The 19,830-nt window shown below is 62.7% G+C and carries 11 protein-coding genes; 1 reads left to right on the plus strand and 10 read right to left on the minus strand.

Annotation, left to right across the window (positions count from 1 at the left end; genetic code table 11):
- Positions 1–35: 35 nt before the first annotated feature.
- Positions 36–2,321 carry an ATP-dependent DNA helicase gene (locus C1X29_RS03120; RefSeq protein WP_102686182.1) on the minus strand — a complete coding sequence of 762 codons (2,286 nt, stop codon included), beginning with the start codon at positions 2,319–2,321 and terminating at the stop codon, positions 36–38.
- Positions 2,318–3,970 (minus strand): VRR-NUC domain-containing protein, encoded by a 1,653-nt coding sequence (locus C1X29_RS03125; RefSeq protein ID WP_102716841.1) that lies wholly within the window; start codon positions 3,968–3,970, stop codon positions 2,318–2,320. The genes C1X29_RS03120 and C1X29_RS03125 overlap by 4 nt, the downstream gene beginning before the upstream one ends.
- Positions 3,971–4,165: 195 nt before the next feature.
- On the opposite strand from C1X29_RS03125, the gene C1X29_RS03130 reads away from it, so the two are divergent.
- Positions 4,166–4,390: a YgdI/YgdR family lipoprotein gene (locus C1X29_RS03130; protein WP_007951417.1), complete on the plus strand. Its 225-nt coding sequence runs from the start codon at positions 4,166–4,168 to the stop codon at positions 4,388–4,390.
- 58 nt (positions 4,391–4,448) lie between these two features.
- On the opposite strand, the gene C1X29_RS03135 is transcribed toward C1X29_RS03130, so the two are convergent.
- The 8 genes from C1X29_RS03135 to C1X29_RS03170 form a co-directional block, all read right to left on the minus strand.
- Positions 4,449–4,823 (minus strand): hypothetical protein, encoded by a 375-nt coding sequence (locus C1X29_RS03135; protein WP_085745715.1) that lies wholly within the window; start codon positions 4,821–4,823, stop codon positions 4,449–4,451.
- Positions 4,824–5,045: 222 nt separating this feature from the next.
- Positions 5,046–6,899, minus strand: coding sequence for a polyurethanase (locus C1X29_RS03140; RefSeq protein ID WP_102716842.1), 1,854 nt, complete (start codon positions 6,897–6,899; stop codon positions 5,046–5,048).
- A gap of 100 nt (positions 6,900–6,999) precedes the next feature.
- The gene (locus tag C1X29_RS03145) at positions 7,000–8,688 is read right to left on the minus strand and encodes a polyurethanase (protein ID WP_102716843.1); all 1,689 of its coding nucleotides are present in this window, start codon (positions 8,686–8,688) and stop codon (positions 7,000–7,002) included.
- Between the two features lie 57 nt (positions 8,689–8,745).
- Positions 8,746–11,832 (minus strand): autotransporter serine protease, encoded by a 3,087-nt coding sequence (locus C1X29_RS03150; RefSeq protein WP_102716844.1) that lies wholly within the window; start codon positions 11,830–11,832, stop codon positions 8,746–8,748.
- Between the two features lie 205 nt (positions 11,833–12,037).
- Positions 12,038–14,989 (minus strand): autotransporter serine protease, encoded by a 2,952-nt coding sequence (locus C1X29_RS03155; RefSeq protein WP_102716845.1) that lies wholly within the window; start codon positions 14,987–14,989, stop codon positions 12,038–12,040.
- A 245-nt stretch (positions 14,990–15,234) separates the two neighbouring features.
- The gene (locus C1X29_RS03160) at positions 15,235–16,596 is read right to left on the minus strand and encodes a TolC family outer membrane protein (protein ID WP_085745720.1); all 1,362 of its coding nucleotides are present in this window, start codon (positions 16,594–16,596) and stop codon (positions 15,235–15,237) included.
- A 2-nt stretch (positions 16,597–16,598) separates the two neighbouring features.
- A complete protein-coding gene (locus C1X29_RS03165; protein WP_085603749.1) occupies positions 16,599–17,948 on the minus strand; it encodes an HlyD family type I secretion periplasmic adaptor subunit in 1,350 nt (449 codons plus the stop codon).
- Complete coding sequence (locus tag C1X29_RS03170; protein ID WP_102716846.1) at positions 17,945–19,744, minus strand: type I secretion system permease/ATPase; 1,800 nt, start codon at positions 19,742–19,744, stop codon at positions 17,945–17,947. Before C1X29_RS03170 ends, C1X29_RS03165 begins: the two co-directional genes overlap by 4 nt.
- Positions 19,745–19,830: the final 86 nt, after the last annotated feature.

Here is a 19,830-nt window from a genome sequence, read left to right on the forward strand (position 1 = left end):
GGAAATCACCCTGTTCAAATTCCCGGAAACGTACGTCAACCCGACAGGTTTCCTGCGCATTCACTCCCCTCCAGCGACCACCAGCGCGGCAGCAATTGGCGGATCCGGCTTTCGGCAAAGCGGTCATCGATCAGCATCACCACGCCGCGATCCTGCTGGGTGCGGATCACCCGTCCGGCGGCCTGCACCACTTTCTGCACGCCGGGGAACAGGTAGGTGTAGTCGTAACCGGCGCCGAAGATCGCGGCCATGCGCCGCTTCATCTGTTCATTGACCGGGTTGAGCTGGGCCAGCCCGAGGGTGGCGATGAATGCACCGATCAGCCGTGCGCCGGGCAGATCGATGCCTTCACCGAACGCGCCGCCGAGCACGGCAAAACCGACGCCCTGGCTGTGGGCGGTGAATTGATCGAGAAAGTCCTGCCGCGCGCCTTCGGTCATGCCCCGGGATTGCTGCCAGCGGGTGATGTGCGGGTGCCGCTCGGCCAGCAGCTGCGCGACCTGTTGCAGGTAATCGAAACTGCTGAAGAACGCCAGATAGTTGCCCGGGCGTTCGCTGAACTGGCGGGCGATCAGCTCGACAATCGGTTCCAGCGACGCTTGCCGGTGCGTGAAACGCGTGGAAATCCGGCTGACGATCTGCACCTGCAATTGTTCGGCGCTGAACGGTGACTCGACATCGATCCAGACCGTGTCGACAGGGGTGCCAAGCAAATCCGCGTAATAGTGGCGCGGGCTGAGGGTTGCGGAAAACAGCACGCTGCTGCGCGCCGCCGTCAGGCGCGGGCCGATGAACGCCGCCGGCACCACGTTGCGCAGACACAGTTGCGATAGCGGGCGTTTGCGCTCGAGGTCGCGCTTGCTGATGTCGAACAGGTAATGCGCGTCGAACAATTCTGCTACCCGGCCGAATTGCAGCATTTCGAAATAGAAATTCTGCAAGGCGCTGTCGAGCCCTTGCGGGTGATCGTTGAGGTAGTCGCCGATGCTCGCCGTGCAGGATGAGAGCGCCTGCAACAGTTTTTCCGGCGCCCTGTCGTAGGCCTGATACGGCGCCAACTGGTCATTGTGCAGGGCGTTCCATTCGCGGTTGACCCGCTGCAACGATTTTTTCAAGGCCTCGGGGGCGGTTTTGCGCACGCTGCCCAGCGTCGCCTGATCGAGAGTGGAGCTGTACATCTGCCGCCCGCGCTCGACCAGGTTATGCGACTCGTCCACCAGCACCGCAACGTTCCATTGATTGAACTGGGCCAGACCGAACAGCAGCGCGCTGAAATCGAAGTAATAGTTGTAGTCCGCCACCACCACGTCGGCCCAGCGGGCCATTTCCTGGCTCAGATAATACGGGCACACCGCGTGCTGCGCCGCGACGTCTCGCAGCGCGGCCTGATCCAGCAGACGTAGTTGGCTGGCGGCTTCGCGGGCAGCGGGCAAGCGGTCGTAAAAGCCCTGGGCCAACGGGCAGGATTCGCCGTGGCAAGCCTTGTCCGGGTGTTCGCAGGCCTTGTCCCGGGCGACCATTTCCAACACCCGCAGCGGCAAGGTTTCGCTGTGATCGAACAGCACTTGCGCCGCGTCCAGCGCCAGTTTGCGGCCGGGTGTCTTGGCGGTGAGGAAGTACACCTTGTCCAGTTGCTGCGGCGCCAACGCCTTGAGCATCGGAAACAGGGTGCCGAGGGTCTTGCCGATCCCGGTCGGGGCCTGGGCCATCAGGCAGCGGCCGGTGCTGACGGCCTTGAACACCGATTCGGCGAGGTGACGCTGGCCGGGGCGAAACGCGGCATGGGGGAAACCCAGCTGCTGCGCCGCCCGGTTGCGCGCGTCGCGGTGGGCCATTTCCTGTTCGGCCCACGCCAGGAACAGACCGCATTGTTGTTCGAAGAACTGCCGCAGCGCATCGGCGCTGAACGCTTCGACCAGACAGGTTTCCTTTTCCGTGACGATGTCGAAGTACACCAGCGCCAGATTGATCTGCTCAAGTTGCAATCGACAGCACATCAACCAGCCGTAGATTTTCGCCTGGGCCCAATGCAGCGAACGGTGATTGGCCGGTTGCTTGCTCAAATCGCCGCGGTAGGTTTTGACTTCTTCCAGGCAGTTCTGCGTCGGGTCGTAGCCGTCCGCCCGGCCCTTGACTTTCAATGGCCCGAATGCGCCCTCCAGCGCCACTTCGCTCTGGTAGGCGTCGTTGCGCCGGGACGCCACGGTGCGATGCCCGGCAATCCCCTCCAGCGCGGTCGGTGACGGGGTGAAGCGCAGGTCGAGGTCACCGGTTTTCGCGGTGAATTCGCATAACGCCCGCACCGCGATGCTGTAGCTCAAGCGCCCTGCTCCGCCCATTGCACGTAACACACGGCGACCGGCATCCGGTGCGTGTTGCAGAACTCCAGCCAGCGCAATTGGTTGTCCTGCAAGCGATCGCCCGGGCCTTTGACTTCGATCATCCGGTAGGTCTTGTGCTGTGGCCAGAACTGGATCAGATCGGGCATGCCGGCGCGATTGGCCTTGATGTCCAGCAGCAGACGGCTGAACCAGTGCTTGAGGTGTTCGGCCGGCAGACAGGCCAGCGCCTGCTCCAGCAAATCTTCATTGAGCGCGCCCCAGAACACGAACGGCGACTGCACGCCCCATTTGGCGGCGAACCGCGCGCGGATGGTGTCGGCATAGCGGCCATCGTCGAGTTGGGCCAGACAGGCCTGAAACAGCTCGGCGCGTCGGGGCTGGAAGTCTTCATTGAGGAGATCCACCGGCCCGCGCTGGAACGGGTGAAAGAACGCGCCCGGCAGCGGCGCGAAGATCGCCGGCCAGCACAGCAGGCCGAACAATGAATTGATCAGGCTGTTTTCCACGTAATGCACCGGGCCCGTTTCTTCGTGCAGGTGCGCCTGAACGTGATATTCCACCGACAATGCCGGATCGATACGCGGCAGGTGCAGATCGAGCCGCTCCACTAGGCCGGGCGCCGTGCGTTTGATCGGTGGCCCGCCGAGCTTGCGCCGCAGGCGCGGCAATATCCGTTGCAAGCCCTGCTGTTCGGTGGCGGTTTCCGGCGCCTGCTCGGCAATGACCGCCAGTTCCAGAGCCAACGCATACTCGGCGCTGCGCTCCAGCACGCGGATCATCCGCAATCGTGCGCCGGGATAGGCGCAGTCGCGATAGATCTTCAGGGCCAGGGCGAATCCGCCGAGGCGCTCGCAGTATTGGCCGATCTGGAACAACAGCTTGCCGCGCCGGCGTTGCAGCCACGGGTTGTCGAAATGCAGCGCCGCGACCTGTTCGACGATCGGCTCCAACGGCTCGCCGGCTTCGAAATACAGCTGGCAGTCGTGCAGAAACAGGCAGGCATCGACGTCGGCACGGCTGCGCAAACCCCGGGAATCGGCGCTGAACTCAACTTTTTCGTAGGTGAAGATGCCGAGGTCGGCGAGCACGAACTCCGACCAGTCCTGATAGAGGTTGCCGAAGAACATCAGGCGAAAACGGTCGCACAGGTCCATCAGCGTCAGGCTGAACAGCCGATCCGCCAGCGTTGGGCACCATTGCCGGAAAATGCGGGGCTCGGGGAATTGTTCGTGCAGCAGCGGCAGCCAGTCGACTTTCTTGCCCCGGGGCTGATCGATGGCCGGGCCAAAGGCTTGCAGGATCTCGGCCTTGAGCAGCACCTCGAACAGATCCGCCATCGACAACGGCGCCTGTTCATCGAGCCAGCCCTGCTCCAGCAGTGGTTGCGCCGCCTCGGCGATGTCGCCGATTTCCGGATAATTCAGCTTGCCGGCGCGAAAATGCACGCCCTTGCGCATCACCATCCGCACCAGCAACCCCTGGGATCCGCGCGGCAGTGCCTTGAAGTCGCGGATGAAGGCGTGCTCCGCTTCGCTCATGACATCGGCGTAACGAAGCTCAAGCCAATCAAGCACCTGGCGGAAGTTGTTGAGGTAATAGAACGGATCTTCGAGGGGATTGGCAGTCACGGTGATTTCGGGGCCATGGCAAGCGAGTACTGGTTATGCGTACAGATACCAGCCTGCCCCGGCGGGCGCAAACGGAAAAAGATCAGTGGCACCTTCATTGCGGATTTTTTCAGGTGGCCATCGAACTTTCTCCGACGTAATGGCACCAACCGCGTTAGAGGCCGACAATGGTCGAAATGAACAGGAATGCTGCTTATGAAAATCAAGACTCTCGGGATCCCGTTGGCTGTTGCGGCCCTGCTGACGCTGGCCGGTTGCTCGACCCCGACGGTGGTCACCCTGCAGAACGGCACCCAGTACCTGACCGAGGACATGCCCGATACCAAAAACGAGGACGGCTTCTACGAGTTCAAGGATATTTCCGGCGCCAAGATCCGCGTGCGTGCCGACGAAGTAGCCACGGTGCGCAAGGAAGACTGACGGTTACCCCATCAAAAAAGGCTGCGTTCCTGGTGGAGCGCAGCCTTTTTTGCATTGATCAGCGGGGTAATGCCATGCCCGGGAGGGAACCGTCGCAGTTCAACGCGCGCTCGCCGCGCCGGACCATTTCTTCCTGCAAGCGCTGGCAGCGCTGACGCTCCTGCTGCGCCATGCGGTCGATGCTCAGGTTGCCGGTCATTTCCGGCTCATGGTCTTCGCCGATGCGAACGGTCACGAACGGTTGTTCGGGCTGGATATGAAAGCGGCTTTTCTCTTCGACGGGTTTGACGTCATCACTGTCGGCCGGTTTTGGCAGTTGATCGGTGGTGACGCCATAGCGGCTCAGAATCGAGCTGTGAGGCAAATCGGCCCAGGCATTGGCCGACAGCAGCGCCAGTCCCGCGATACCGATAAACCTCTTGAAACCTTTCACGTGTGAATCTCCTGTACTCGTTGGCGACCCTTACATGACGAACGTTGTCGTCATGGCTTTAGGCCGCATTTCCTGTTGGTGCAGGGATTGGAGTCAGGGAGTGGCTGGTGAGTCACTTTCAATACCGCGTTATCGTTCAATCGCGAGCAGGCTCGCTCCCACAAAAGGCCAAAGGTGGGATTGAGCCAGCTCGCGACGGCGCCCTTTCGGGCGCCACTAACGTCAGGCAATCACGATCCCGTCGCCACTCAGACTGTTCAACGCAACCCCGACCAGCGTTACCGAATCCGCGCCGAACTTCAGCACCGTATCCTGCCCCACCGCCGTGGCATGGGCGCGGAAGTCGTCGCCCGGCAACACGCCCTGCACGCCGAGGAACACCAGTTTGTCGTTGGCGGTGTAACCCACCACGCGGTCCTGGCCGAACGCGCCGCTGAACAGGAAGGTATCCGCCCCGCCGCCCGACTCCATCAGATCATTGCCGGCGCCGCCGACGAATACGTCGTTGCCCGTCCCGCCGATCAGATGGTCGTTGCCGTCCAGGCCGAACAGCCAGTCACCGCTGGCCTTGGCCTTGAGGGTGTCGGCGGCGCCGGTGCCCTTCACGCTTGATTCGTATTGAGTGACGTTGTTGCCGACCTTCAGTCCGGTCGCCGTGACGGTGTGGGTGACGTCGTCCTTGAACAGGCCCCAGAGGAAACCCGGCTCCTTGGTGACGATGCTGCCGATGTCGCGGGTGATGCTGATCCCGCCGTTGGCATCGCGGATGTACAGGTTGCCGGCGCCGTCATTGGCGAAGTCGAAGGTATTGACCGACTTCTGCAACTCCAGTGTGTTGTTGCCCGAGCCACCCAGCAGGATGTTGTAGCCCCCGCCGTCGCGGAACGTGTCGTTGCCGGCGCGGCCTTCCAGATAATCGTTGCCGCTGCCGCCCTGGATCAGGTCGTTGGCGTCGCTGCCGATGATGAAGGTGCTGCCCTTGTGGGTTTCGGCGTTGCGGTTCAGGTCCTGCACCCAGGTGTTGGCCCGCGCCGGATCCGACAGGTTGGCGACGATGATCGTCGAGTCCTTGCTGGTCAGGTCGTAGAACTTCGATTCGATCACCCGGTTCATGCCATCGCCATAAGCGGTCGGCAGGTGCGAGATCCAGGTCGGAATGTTGACGATCGAGAACGGCAGCACGTTCCACGCCGCCGAAGCGTAGTGGTCGTTGAAGCTGACGATGTTGTCGGTCGCCGACTCCTTGGGCGCGTCGTGCACGCCGAGCGAGGAGCCGGTGAAGGTCGAGCCGTCGAGCGCGCGGAACACCGGATCGTTTTCGTAGCCGACGTTGAGCACCTTGTCGGTGCTGCTCTGGGTCGGCGAGGCGTAGGCGATGTAGTTGGAGTCCTGGAAGAACCCGCCCCATTTGCTGGTGCTCAGGTCCGCCATGCTGTTGACCGCCAGCCCGCCGAGGCTGTGGCCGCTGACCAGCACGTCCTTGCCGGTCAGGCCGTTGGCCTTGGCGAACGCCACCACATCGTTCATCAGGTTGCCGAAGGCTTCGCCGACATAGTTCTTGGCGTAATCCTTGGGCCCGAATGCAGCGAGCAAGTCGTTGATCACGTCACCGATGGAATCGCCGATGAGGATTTCCCGTGGGCCGCTGGTGCCGCGAAAGGCGATGCCGATTTCCGTCAGATGGCCCTGAGCGTCGTATTTGCCGAGGATTTCCACCTGAGCGCTGGTGTAGCCGGCTTTTTCGCCGAAGAAGGTGCCGCGCGCATCGGTCTTGCCTTCGTAACCCAGTTGCGAGGCGGTGATCGGGGTCCAGCCGGCTTTTTTCACCGCGTCGAGTGCGGCTTTTTCCGAATCGGGGTTCCACGGAATGCCGGGGATCACGCCTTGGGAATCCGTGCCGCCGATCAGCGCGGTCACCAGCGTGGCCGGCAAGCCGAGGCCGAAGCCGTTGTGCTGATAACCGACGGCAAAGCCGTTATCGAGGTTGTGGTAGGAATACAGCGTAATAGCCATGGCGTCGCTGAACAGCGCCTTGGATTCCGCCGTACCGAAGTTCTTGTAGTCATACACACCCATTGCTGTTGCCTCTCTTTTTGTTGGAATTGTTCAGAGATAGCTCACAACCAGAACGCCCCTCCCGAGGCGCCCCGGAGCATTTCAGTACAACGTTCGTTTGTCAGGCGAAGACGAAACTCGAATCCGACAGGTTAGCCACACCGACCCCGACCAGCGTCACGGCAAAGTCGCCAATCTTCAGCACGGTATCGCTTCCGGACTGCGACGCGTGTTGCTTGTAGTCGTAGCCCTGCCCCGCGCCTTCGACGCCCATGAACACCAGTTTGTCGCTGCCCTGGTAGCCATTGATCGCGTCGAAGCCGAAGGCGCCGCTGAACAGGAAGGTGTTGTTGCCACCCACCGCGCTCATCACGTCGTTGCCGGCTCCGCCGACGAAGGTCACGTGGGCCTTGTCGCTTTGCAGGTGATCGTTGCCGCCCAGGCCGAACAGCCAGTCGCCGTCGGCGGCGGCTTTGAGGGTGTCGCCCATGGCGCCGCCGCTGAGCGAATGGTTGTACTGGGTCAGTTCGGCACCGTTGGCCAGGCCTTTGGCGGTGACGGTCCAGGTGATTTCCTTGCTGCCCCACCACGAACCCGACTCTTTGCTTACCAGCGCGCCGATGTCACGGGTCATGCTGATGCCGCCGTAGGCGTCACGCACGTACAGGGTGCCGTCGCCGTCGTTGGCGAAGCTGAAGTTCTGCAACGGCTTTTGCAGCTCGAAAGTGTTGTGGCCCTGGCCACCGAGCAGGATGTTGAAACCGCCGTCGTCACGGAAACGGTCATCGCCGCCCAGGCCTTCGAGGAAGTCGTTGCCCGCCCCGCCCTTGAGCCAGTCACCGCTGTCGGTGCCGATGATGAAGGTGCTGCCGGTGTGCGGCTCGCCGCTGCGGCCCAGATCCTCGACCCAGGTCTTGCCCCGCGATGCTTGCTCAAGGTTGGAGACGATGATCGTCGAGTCCTTATGCGTCAGGCCGTAGAACTTCGACGCGATCACCCGATTCAGGCCGTCGGCATACCCCAGCGAGCTGTGGGCCGACCAGTTCAGCGGATTGGCGATGCTGAACGGCACCAGGTTCTGCGCGGTGGACGCGTAGTTGTCGTTGAAGTTGACGATGTTGTCGGTGGTCGAATCGTGCGGCTTGTCGTGCTTGCCCATCGACGCGGTACTGAACGTGGTGCCGTCGAGCACGCGGAACACCGGGTCGTTCTCGTAACCGATGTTCAGCACGTTGGTGCCGGTGCTGCTCTGGGTCGGCGAGGCGAACGAAATGTAGTTGGCGTCCTTGAAGAATCCGCCCCAATTGCTCGCGCTCAACTCCGCCACGCTGTTGACCCCAAGACCGCCGAGGCTGTGGCCGCTGATCAACACGTCCTTGGCCGCGATGCCGTGGGCGACCGCGAAAGCCGCCACCGATTTGAGCAGGTTGTCGAAGGCGTTTTTCGCGTACTGGGTGGCGTAATCCGTCGGGCCGATGGCGGCCAGCAGGTTGTTTTTCATGTCGCCGAAGGTGTCGCTGTAACCCAGCCCGCCGGTGCCCCGGAAGGCCACGCCGATGCCGATCAGCTTGCCCGCGGCGTCGTACTTGCCGAGCACTTCGGCTTCGGCGCTGGTGAAACCATCCTTCTCACCGAAGAACGTACCCTGCGCCCCGACTTTGCCCTGATAGCCCAGCGCCGTGGCGCCGATCGGCTTCCAGCCAGTGCCGGGCAAGGCCTGCCCGGTCGGCGTGTAGGCATACAGCGTCAGGGCGATGGCGTCGCTGTACAGCGCTTTGCCGTCGGCGTTTTTGTAATCGAACAATCCCATGTTGTGCTCTCTCTTCCTTTCAAAAACGGCAGTTCTCGAAAGAACTGCCGCTACCCCTTAGAACTGCCAGTCCAGCGTCAGGCCCACACCGTGGTCCTTTTCGTTGGAGCCGATCAGCCCGTTATAGTCCAGGTTGACCCGGACATCGTGATTGAGCGCCAGCCCGGCGCGCACGCCGACTACCGCTGCATCTCGATCCATCGACACACTTTGCACGGTGAACGCACTGTTGCCATTGACGAAGGCCAAGTGACTGTCGGAATCCACGCTGCTCAAGTTGTGCTGCCAGCCCAGGCTTGCGCCCAGTTCCAGCTGGTGTTTCTCCGACAGGGCAAACGTGCGCTTGGCCCGCACACCGAGGGTCGACAACACCACGTCGCGGTTGTCTTCACCACCCTTCAGTGCGGCGGCATCACCCTTCTCGGTGAAGCTGTCGCTGTTGAGGTGCACGTAGGCCAGATTGGCGAACGGCTCCAGATTCATCGGTTGCAGACCCAGGTCGTAGGCCGCTTCGGTGAACAATTGCGCGGTGGTCGCATCGCGCTTGGTTTTCTGTTTTCCGCTGACGCCAGCGAATTGCAGGTCGCGTTTGACGTCGATGCGATGCCAGCTGTAAGCCGCACCGGCGGTCAGACGCAACGCATCAATCTGATGCCCCAGGTACGCGCCCAGGTGATAGCTATCGACCGAGGCGGACGAATGCGTACCCTCGCCCATGCTCAACGAGCTGTCGCTATAACCAGTAACGAAACCGAGACGAGTATCTTCAGCGATCAAACCGTCGACACCGGCCAGCAGGCCGCCGATGGAACTGGTGGAATCGGCGTATTTCGACCCGCCATCGCTCTTGCCCCAGGCGCCCAGTACTTTGAGCCAGGCGTTGCTGCGGTCATCGGTCGGCGCACCGGCATCGAACAGATCGCGCTCACGCAGACGCTCGCCCACGGCATCGCGCAGGTAGCGACTGTCGTTGATCAGCAGCGTGCCGATGGCCGGGTGAATCTCGCCGGACAGCTGCTGGAAGGCATCCTGCGCAGCGGCCGCCGACGGCGACAGCAACAGGGTTTCGAACAACGCATTGCCGGCGCCGAGGCGTTCGGCGGCAGCACCGACTGCGCGCTGGTTCGGGGTCAGGCCGACACTGGCGAACGAGGCGCCGTTACGTCCAACCTCCAGTTGCACGCCACCTGATGAGTAATCGAGGGTGCCGCCGAGGAACGCATAGTTAGGCAGCACCTGACCAAAGCGCCCCTGAATCCCGCCTGCTGCCTGCAGGATGTTGAACTGACTGCCGAGCAGCGATTTCACGTCTTCGGTGGTCAACAGCGTCGGGCTGTTTTCCAGGGACAGACTGACGGTGGCGCCCTCAATTATGGCGGTGCCACCGGCGACGATCCGGTCGCTGCTGGTCGGCGACACTTCCACCGCATAGGTCGAACCCGGTGCGAAGGTCACGTCACCCGCCACGTTCAAGGTGCCGATGGAATTGCCCGGCGCCACGGTGCCGCCGCTGTTGGCGGTCAGCGCGGCGATCCGGCCGTTACCACCGAGGATGCCGCCGTCATTGACCGTCACCGCCGATTGCAGCGAGCCATTGATTGCCAGTCGGCCCTGATTGACCAGGGTCGGGCCGCTGTAGGTGTTGTTGCCGGTCAGCACCAGAGTGCCGATGCCTTGTTTGGTCAGACCACCATGGCCGGAGATGTTGTTGCGCCAGGTGTCGAGCCCGCAGGTGATGTCGTTGCATACGCGTTCGGTGGGTTTGCCCGCATCGATGATTGCGCCGATGCCCGGCAGATCGGCCACGAACTGGCCGGAACCGTAGGCGCCCTGGATGCGGAATTCTTCGGGGATGTCCTGCTCGGTGACGAACATCGCCGGGCCGTCGATGCCCTTGCGCAGGTTGATCATGCCCCAGCCATACAGGGCGTCGATGCCCGGTGCGCCGAGGTCGGTGGCCGTGGTGCGCAACACGCTGGCGACCTGATCGCCGGACATGTACGGGAAGCGCTCCATCAGCACCGCCATGGAGCCGGCCACGTGGGGCGCGGCCATCGAGGTGCCGTTGTAGTTCTTGTAGCCGGTGGTCAGGTTGTCGGCGTTGGTGCCTTCGATGATCGAGCTGTAGATCTGCGTGCCCGGTGCCGAGACGCAGAAACTGGCGGTGTAGCCGCAGCGCGAAGAGAACGTACTCATGATGTACGGATTGGCGCTGGCCTGATCCGGGTTCCTTTGCAATGCGGCGACGGTGATCCAGTTCGGCGCGATGTCCGGCACGAAGTAACCGAGGCCGGCGATGGCGTCCGGGTTGTTCAGGTTGTAGTCGTTGCCCGCCGCGAAGATCGTCACGATCCCGCTGCGTGCGGCGGCGATTGCACCGTCGTAGGCGCCGCCGGGTTTGGTGCCCAGCAGTGTGCGGATCTCGTTGAACTGCAGTTGCGCGTCGTTGACGGTGAAGTGCGGGTACGCCGGGTCACGGCCGCCGAGGTCGAAACGGTCGGTGATGCCGATGCCCCAGCTGTTGTTGATGATCCGCGCGCCGCTGGCGATCAGCGCATCCCAGCCGGCCTTGTACACCGCGCCGTCGTTGCCGCGCACGATGCCGTCTTCCGGGCCCGGGTCGCCGTTGTCGGCGCTGATGATCTGCGCGCCGAACGCCACGCCGTGCATCGGCCCGCCGTCACGGCTGCCGGCAGCGATACCGCCAACGTGGGTGCCGTGGGCGCCGAGTTTGCCGTCGGAACCGACCGAGGGCGAACCGTCATAGCGGAACGCGTCCCCCGCTTTGACCGGGATGTACGGGTCGGTGTATTCGCGGATCCCCGAGGTCACCAGGGTGATGACCTTGTTGCTGCCGGAAAACTCCGGGTGCGCGGCGTAGACCGGTTGGTCGAAAATTCCCAGTTTCACGCCTTTACCGGTGTAACCGGCGGCGTAGGCGTAATCCGCGCCGATGGCGCCCAGGCCCCAGTCGGCCTTGAACTCGGCACTGCGCCAACTGCCCGGATCCCCTGCCCGGCCGCTTTCCACGTAGGGCGCCGCGTGTGCGCTACCCCAGGTGGCCAGCGCGCAGAGCAAGGCGACGTTGAGAGTTTTCAGGCGAAAGCATCCACCCGATTGCGCGGGGGTGTTGTTGTTTTTCATCCAGCGACCTTCCTTAGTGATGTTGCGAAAAATCCGTCTATTGGGGTGTTGATCGTTCTCGCGCTCTCCCCGTTGATCGTTCCCACGTCGAGGCGTCGAACCGTCTGCGTGGGAATGCCTCTGGGGACGCTCCGCGTCCAGTGACGCGGAGCGTCACGGGCTGCATTCCCACGCGGGAGCGTGGGAACGATCAAAATCCGTGTGTCTAGAACTGCCAGTTCAGGCTCAGGCCCACGCCATGCTGCTTCTCGCGGCTGGCCAGTTGTCCGGTGTAATCGAGGTTGATCCGCACGTCGCGGGTCAGTGCCAGGCTGGCCTGCACGCCGACCAGTGCGGCGTCGCGCACCAGTGGCGAGCTTTCGACCGTGTACGGCGCGCTGCCGCTGGCAAAACGCAAATGCTGTTCGGAGTCGATGTCGGTCAGGCTGTGCTGCCAGCCCAGGTGTCCGCTCACTTGCAGCTTCTGCGCGGACGGCAGGTCGAAGGTCTTGATCGCCCGCACGCCGAGGGTGCTCAACACTGCGTCGCGCTGGTCGTCACCGCTTTTCAGCGCGGCGGCGTCGCCCTTCTCGGTGAAACCGTCGGTGTCGAGGTGCACGTAGGCCAGATTGGCGAACGGCTCCAGGGCCAGCGGTTGCAGGTTCAGTCGATAAGCCGCTTCGCCGAATACCTGAGTGGTGGCGGCATCGACCTTGGCTTTTTGCCTGGCGCTGACGTTGCCGTACTGCAAGTCGCGTTTCACATCGGCGCGATGCCAGCTGTAGGCCGCGCCGGTGCTCAGGCGCCAGGCGCCGATGTCGTGACCGGCGTAGGCGCCGAGGTGATAGCTGTCGACTTTGGCTGAGGAATGCGTGCCCGAGCCCATGCTCAGCGAGCTGTCGCTGTAACCGGTGACCAGACCGATGCGGGTCTGCTCGTCCAGCGCTCCGTCGACACCGGCCAGCAATCCACCGATTGAGGTGCTGTAACCGGCGGTGTCGTGGCGCGAATCGGTGCTGCTCCAGGCGCCGAGGGCCTTGATCCAGCCATTGCTTTGCGTGGCTTGGGCGTCGTGCAGTCGCTCGCCGATGGCGTCGCGCAGTTGGCGGCTGTCGTTGATCAGCACGGAGCCGAGGGCCGGATAGATTTCACCGCTCAACTGCTGGAACGCTTGTTGCGCATCACTGGTGGTGGCCGACAACAGCAGACTTTCGTAAACGGAATTGCCCGCGCCCAGTCCTTCGACGGCAGTGGCCACGGAGCGTTGATTCGGTGTCTGGCCGACGCTGGCGAACGATGTTGCGTTGCGCTCGACATTCAAGCCGATGCCGTTGTCGCTGTAGGCCAGGCTGCCACCGATGAACAGGTAATCCGGCAGCACCGCACCGAACCGACCCTGAATGCCACCCGCCGCTTGCAGAATGTCGTACTGCCGGCCGAGCAGGCTTCTGGCCTCGGTGGTGCTGAGCAGCGTCGTACTGTTTTCCAGCGACAGGCTCACGGTGGCGCCGTTGATGGACGCAGTGCCGCCGGCAAAGATGCGGTCGCTGCTGGTGGGAGATAACTCCACGGCGTAGGTCGAACCAGGCGCGAAGGTCACGTCACCGGCGACGTTCAACGTACCGATCGAATTGCCCGGTGCTACCCGGCCGCCGCTGTTGGCGGTCAACGCGCCGATCCGCCCGGATCCGCCGAGGGTGCCGCCGTCGTTGACGGTCACGGCCGAAGTCAGCGAACCGTTCACCGTCAGCAGGCCGCCATTGACCGTGGTCGGCCCGCGATAGCTGTTGTTACCGGTCAGAACCAGTCGCCCGTCGCCGGACTTGATCAGACTGCCCTGATACACCCGACTGGCCGCCGCTGCATCGCGAGCCATGCCCACGGCGTAATCGGTCTGATCCTGTTGACTGGCGCCGGCCGGCACGCCGTTCTGCCAGCCTTTGTTTTGCAGGGTTTGCTGCCAGGCGCTGTGTTCGGCGAGGTCTTCGCTCTGGCGCTGGATCAGCGCCTTGTCGCTGATGTCATTGCTCCAGACATCGCTCTGCCCGGCTGCCAGATGGGCGTCGAACGCTCCGAGCAATTGCCCCGGACCGCGCATCGCCCGGTACAGGTTGGCTACGCCCCAGCCGACTCGCTCGGTGGGCGCGTCGGTCACCGAGCCATCGAGTTGCGTAGCCGTGGTCAGCAGCACTTCGAGAGCCTGCTGGTTGTTCATGTACGGATACCGCTCCATCACCAGCGCCAGTGCGCCGGTGGCGTGTGGCGCGGCCATCGAGGTGCCGGACTTGATCGCATAACCGCCGTCGGGAATGGTGCTGTCGATCTTCGCCCCCGGCGTGGTGATGCACCAGTACTTGGCGATTCCGCACTGGTTGTACTTTTGCTGATTGCTTTGATCGAGTCCGGAGACTGCCAGCCAGTGGCCTTCCAGATCGGGCTGAAAGTACGGCAGCGCCGAGCGCACGCTGGCATTCGGGTAACCGCTGTTGCCGGCGCTGAACACGTTGATCACGCCACGACGGGAAACGTCCGCCGCTGCGTCTAGCCAGGTGCCTTTGTTCCAGTGCTGGGCGTAAGCGGCGTGCAGATCCGCGAGGGTTCGATAGCTGACATCCGGCGGCTGGCTGCCCCAGCTGTTGTTGATCGCACGCACACCGGCATCGGCCAGGGCGTCGTACACCGCTTTGAAGTAGCGCGGGTCCGGGTTGGGGCCGAACAGGAAACTGTCGTTCTTGTTGGTGTTGCCGACGTAGATTTGCGCGTTGTACGCCACGCCATGCATGCCGCTGCCGTCACGGGATGCGCCCATGGTGCCGACCACGTGGGTGCCGTGGGAGTCGTTGTTCGGGTTGAGGGTGCCGTTGACGTTGAACAGCGAGCCGTCGATATAGCTGCCGCTGGCCAGTACCGGGTGATAGCGGTCACGGGCGAACTCGGGATGGGCGGCGTCGAAACCGGAGTCCAGCGCGCCGATTTTCACGCCCTTGCCAGTGATGCCGGTGGCGTAGGCCTGATCGGCCTGCATCCGGTCCAGGCCCCAGTCACGCAGGAACTCGGCGCTGCGCCAACTGGCCGGATCGCCGGGTTGTCCGGATTCCAGGTACTGCGCCTGAGCCTGGGTCGAAGAAATCACAAGCAGCAGGGTGCCGACCGAAACCGGCTTGATGCGTACGTCCATGTTCACCACTCACTTTTATTGTTTTATGCAGGTTGATTCTGCGGTGTTGCCCATTCCCCTCACCCCAGCCCTCTCCCCAAGGAGAGGGAGCTGATCGAGGTGTCTTGCGTCATACATCGACCTGAAAAACCGGGTCGATGCTGGATTCGGTGACGCCCGATCAGGTCGGTGTACCTCCAAAATATCCCCCGATCAGTCCCCTCTCCCTCCGGGAGAGGGTGAGGGCCGGTCTGAAGCCATGCACATCAACGTCGAGCCACCCCAAACGCCTCATCCACCCGCGCCAGATCCTGTTCGCTCAAGGTGCCCGCGTAGTAATGCAACTTCGTCCAGGCCATGAGGTAGTCATAGCGTGCCTGGGCCAAATCACGGCGGGTGGTAAATAGTTGTTGTTCGGCGTTCAGTGCGTCGAGGTTGGTTCGCTCGCCACCGAGAATGCTTTGCTTGGTCGACACGACCAGCGCTTCGGCCGAGGCCAGGGCCTTTTGATAGGCGCGCAGCTTGTTGACCCCGGACAGGCACGCACTGAACTGGCGACGCAATTCGATCAGCGTCTCACGGGTCTTGCCGTCCAGTTCGTATTCGGCCTGTTCCATGGTGCGGCTGGCCTGGCGGGTCGAGGCCGACACGCCGCCGCCGGCATACAACGGCACGCTGACTTCGAAACCGATGGTGTTGGTTTCGTAACGCTGGTTGTAGGTGTTGCCGCTTTCCGATTCGTTTTGGCGCATCGTGGCGTAAGCGCTGACTTTCGGCAGGTGCCCGGCGCGGTTGCGCTCGACTTCGTACCGCGCCACTTCCACCGCCTGACGCTGGGACGCGAGGTTCGGGTTGTTGCTGACTGCCAGTTCGTGCCAGGTGTCGTAGTTGGCCGGCATCAAGGCGAATGTCTGGAAATTCTGATCCAGCGGTGCCAGATCACTGATGTCCATCGCCGGCACGCCTACCAATGCGCCCAACTCCCGTAGCGCGGCGTCCTGCTCGTCGCGGGCCTCGATTTCCTCGGCGGTCGCCAGTTCGTAACGCGACTCGGCTTCGAGGATGTCGGTGCGAGTGCCCTCGCCCTGCTTGAACATGTGCTCGTTCTGCTGGAACTGTTGCTCGTACGCCTTCTTCTTGGCCTGCGCGATGTCGATCTGATCCTGGGCAAACAAAGCCTTGGTGTAGTTGTCCAGTACGCGAACCAGCAGTTCCTGGCTCTTGCCGCGAAAGTTTTCGTCGGCAAACAGCGACTGGGCCACGCCTTTGCGATACGCCGCGTAGGCTTCGTAGTCGAGCAGCGGTTGTTGCAGGGTCAGGCTCGAGCCGTAGCTGCTGTAGTTGCGGTCATCGGTGCGATTGCGTGCGCGTTCGTCGAGGGACGTGGCTTTCGACGAGTTGCGGCCCTTGTTGTAGTTGTAACCCAGTTTCGGCAACAGGCCGGCGCGGCCGATGGCGCGGTTTTCAAGGCCGGCGTCGCGTTCCTTGATCGCGCCGAGGAACACCGGGTCATTGCGCAACGCCTGTTCGTAGATCTCGAACGGCCCCATGGCCGCCATTGCACTGTTGCCCGCGAGCAGCGCGAACGCTGCCGCCAGCATGGAAAGCTTATTCATACAGCCGAACATCCTTATTCTTCGGTCAACGCGGAACCGGCGCGGTCGAGCAGCGGCTTGAACAGGTAGTTGAGGAGTGAACGTTCGCCAGTGCGCACGAACATTTCCGCCGGCATGCCGGGCTTGATCACCAGACCGTTGAGTTTCTCCATGGCCTGATCGCTGACGCTGCTGCGCAACACGTAGTACGGCACGCCGGTTTTCTCGTCGACCATCTGGTCGGCGGAAATCAGGCTGACTTCGCCGGGCACTCGTGGCGTCTTGCTCTGGTTGAACGCGGTGAACAGGATGTCGACCGGCAGGTGCGTGCCGACCTTGTCGATCAGGTTGATCGGCAGGTGTCCTTCGACTTCCAGGCGCGTGCCTTGCGGGACGATTTCCAGCAGGGTTTCGCCCTGACGCACCACGGCGCCTTCGGTGTGCACGCCGAGGTTGACCGCCACGCCGTCGGCGGTAGCAAGGATTTCGCTGTGTTGCAGGTCGAAACCGGCGGAAGTCAGTTGCTCCGACAGCGTGACGCTTTTCAGTTGCGCGTCGGCCAGTTGGGTGCGGACTTCCTTCTGGTATTCCTCACCGTGCTGTTGCAGCTTCAGGCGGGACTCAAGAATGCCCTGCTCCACCCGGCCACTTTCGCCGGTGTTTTCGGCCAGTTGTTGCTGGACCTGCGACAACTGGCGCTGGTATTCCATCAAGCGGTTGCGCGGGATGTACCCGTTGTCAGCCAACGGTTGCAGGTTGCTCAACTGTTGTTGCAGCGAGTCAGCCTGCGCGTTGAGGTCAGTACGGGCGCGGCGCATGCCGGCCAGTTGCGCGGTGGCGCCTTCGATGCTGGCGCGCAGGGCGGCTTGCTCGCGGGAGAACGCTTCGCGGCGGCTGCTGAACAATTGCCGCTGGCCTTCCAGCACCAGTGCCAGGCGCGGATCGGCGTTGTCGCTCAGCTCGGCCGGAAACGTCACTTGCTTGAGGTTGTCACGCTCGGCCTGCCAGCGCGCCAGGCTGGCCCAGGCCATGCGGTACTGCGCCTGCAGCGATTGCACGTCGGCGGCGACCTGGGTCTGGTCGAGGCGGAACAGCGGCTGGCCCTGCTTAACAATTTCGCCCTCGCGCACCAGAATCCGGCTGACCACACCGCTGCTCATCGACTGTACGGCCTTGCGCTTGCCCGACACCACCACGGTGCCTTGCACCGGAATGCCTTGATCCAGCGGCGCCAATGCCGCCCAGGTGAAGAAACTGCCGGCACCGACCAGCGCCAGAATCCAGCCCATGCGGGCGAAGAATTTTGCATCGCGCTCCGGGCGTTCGGTGATGTACGCGTGTTCCATCGTCGCTTCGTTTTGCGTGTTCATGCTCGCGCTGCTCATACACCCGAATTCCTTGTCGTCGGCTGATACTGTCGGCTCATGCTGAGCCCGGCCGGTGCTTGCGCAGGTTTTTCATTGTGTTGTGATGGGTTGCCGGGCTGATTGCCGGGCTGGTTTGCGGACAGCGCCTTGAGCACGTCGTGGCTCGGGCCGAAGGCCTGCAGGCGACCGTCGTTGAGCACCAGCAGCTTGTCGGCCTGGGCCAGCACCGAAGAACGGTGCGTCACCAGCACTACGGTGGTGCCTTGGGCCTTGAGCTGCACGATCGCGCTGGACAACGCGGCTTCGCCGACGGTGTCGAGGTTGGAATTCGGCTCGTCCAGCACCACCAGGCTCGGGTTGCCGTACAGCGCACGGGCCAGGGCTACGCGCTGTTTCTGGCCGCCGGACAGACCGCTGCCATCCTCGCCCAGTTGGGTGTCGTAGCCTTGCGGCATACGCAGGATCAGTTCGTGCACGCCGGCCTGTTGCGCGGCGGCCACAACCTTTTGCGGATCGGCTTCACTGAAGCGGGCGATGTTCTCGGCGATGCTGCCGCTGAACAGTTCAATGTCCTGCGGCAGATAGCCGATGTAAGGGCCGAGCTGATCGCGGTTCCAGCGGTGAATATCGGCGCCGTCCAGACGTACCGTGCCGCCAAGCGCCGGCCATACGCCGACCAACACCCGCGCCAGGGTCGACTTGCCGGAGCCGGAAGCACCGAGCACGCCGAGCACTTCACCGGCCGCCAGGCTGAAGTTGACCATGTGCAGGGTCGCGGCACGCTGGCCCGGAGGACCGGCGCTGACTTGTTCGAAGGTGATCTGGCCTTTCGGCGCCGGCAGCGCCATGGCGTCATCGCTCGGCGGGAAGGCCTGCAGCAACGCATCGAGGCGACGGTAGGCCAGCTTCGCCCCGCTCCACTGCTTCCACACGGCGATCAACTGGTCGATCGGGCTCAGTACCCGACCCATCAGGATCGAGCCGGCGATCATCATCCCGGCGGTCATATCACCCTTGATCACCAACAGTGCGCCAAGGCCCAGCACCAGCGATTGCAGGCACAGACGCAAGGTTTTGCTCAGCGAGCTGATGACTGCGCCAGTGTCGCTGGCCTGATTCTGCAGACCGAGAAAGCGCGAATGCACCTGGAACCAACGCTTGCGCAAGGCACCGAGCATGCCCATGGCTTGAATGGTTTCGGCGTTGTGCAGGTGGCTGGTGGCCAACTGGCTGGATTTCTGCGAGTAGCCGGCAGCTTCGCCCAGCGGCTTTTTGGTCATGTATTCGTTCAGGCACGCCAGCGCGATCAGTAGCAGTGCACCCGCCGTGGCCAGCACGCCGAGCCAGACGTTGAACAGGTAAATCACGAACAGGTAGACCGGGAACCACGGCGCATCAAAGAATGCGAACAGCGCAGGCCCGGTGACGAACTGGCGAATGTGGGTCAGGTCGCCGAGAGACTGCCCGGCATTGCCCTCGCCCTTGAACAGATTGCGCTCGAACGCCGCCTGATAGACCCGCAGATTGAAACGGCGCTCGAGCTGGCTGCCGATGCGGATCACGATAAAGCTGCGCACCACTTCCAGCAGACCGATGAAGGCGAAGAAACCGACGACCATCAGCGACAGCATCGCCAGGGTGGTTTCGTTCTGCGAAGACAGCACCCGGTCATAGACCTGGAGCATATATATGGAGGGCACCAGCATCAGCACGTTTATCAATGCGGTAAAACATCCGACGCTGATCAGAATGCTTTTATAGTCACCCAAGGCCTTGAATAAGGGAGCAGTGGCTGGGGCCTTCGCCATCTTCATTGATTCTTCCTGAAATGATTGAACCCGCCCAAAAGTGACGAGCGCTCAATTGTTATTTCGCTTACCTGCGAGAGATGACTTGCAAG

Source organism: Pseudomonas sp. GW456-12-10-14-LB2 (assembly GCF_002884345.1).
Lineage (GTDB): Bacteria > Pseudomonadota > Gammaproteobacteria > Pseudomonadales > Pseudomonadaceae > Aquipseudomonas > Aquipseudomonas paraglycinae.

Bases quoted from the DNA above. Each gene is read 5' to 3' on its own strand.
- C1X29_RS03155 (WP_102716845.1), bottom strand. From the start codon at position 14,989: ATGGACGTACGCATCAAGCCGGTTTCGGTCGGCACCCTGCTGCTTGTG.
- C1X29_RS03165 (WP_085603749.1), bottom strand. From the start codon at position 17,948: ATGAGCAGCGCGAGCATGAACACGCAAAACGAAGCGACGATGGAACAC.
- C1X29_RS03140 (WP_102716842.1), bottom strand. From the start codon at position 6,899: ATGGGTGTGTATGACTACAAGAACTTCGGTACGGCGGAATCCAAGGCG.
- C1X29_RS03170 (WP_102716846.1), bottom strand. From the start codon at position 19,744: ATGAAGATGGCGAAGGCCCCAGCCACTGCTCCCTTATTCAAGGCCTTG.
- C1X29_RS03130 (WP_007951417.1), top strand. From the start codon at position 4,166: ATGAAAATCAAGACTCTCGGGATCCCGTTGGCTGTTGCGGCCCTGCTG.
- C1X29_RS03160 (WP_085745720.1), bottom strand. From the start codon at position 16,596: ATGTTCGGCTGTATGAATAAGCTTTCCATGCTGGCGGCAGCGTTCGCG.
- C1X29_RS03145 (WP_102716843.1), bottom strand. From the start codon at position 8,688: ATGGGATTGTTCGATTACAAAAACGCCGACGGCAAAGCGCTGTACAGC.
- C1X29_RS03150 (WP_102716844.1), bottom strand. From the start codon at position 11,832: ATGAAAAACAACAACACCCCCGCGCAATCGGGTGGATGCTTTCGCCTG.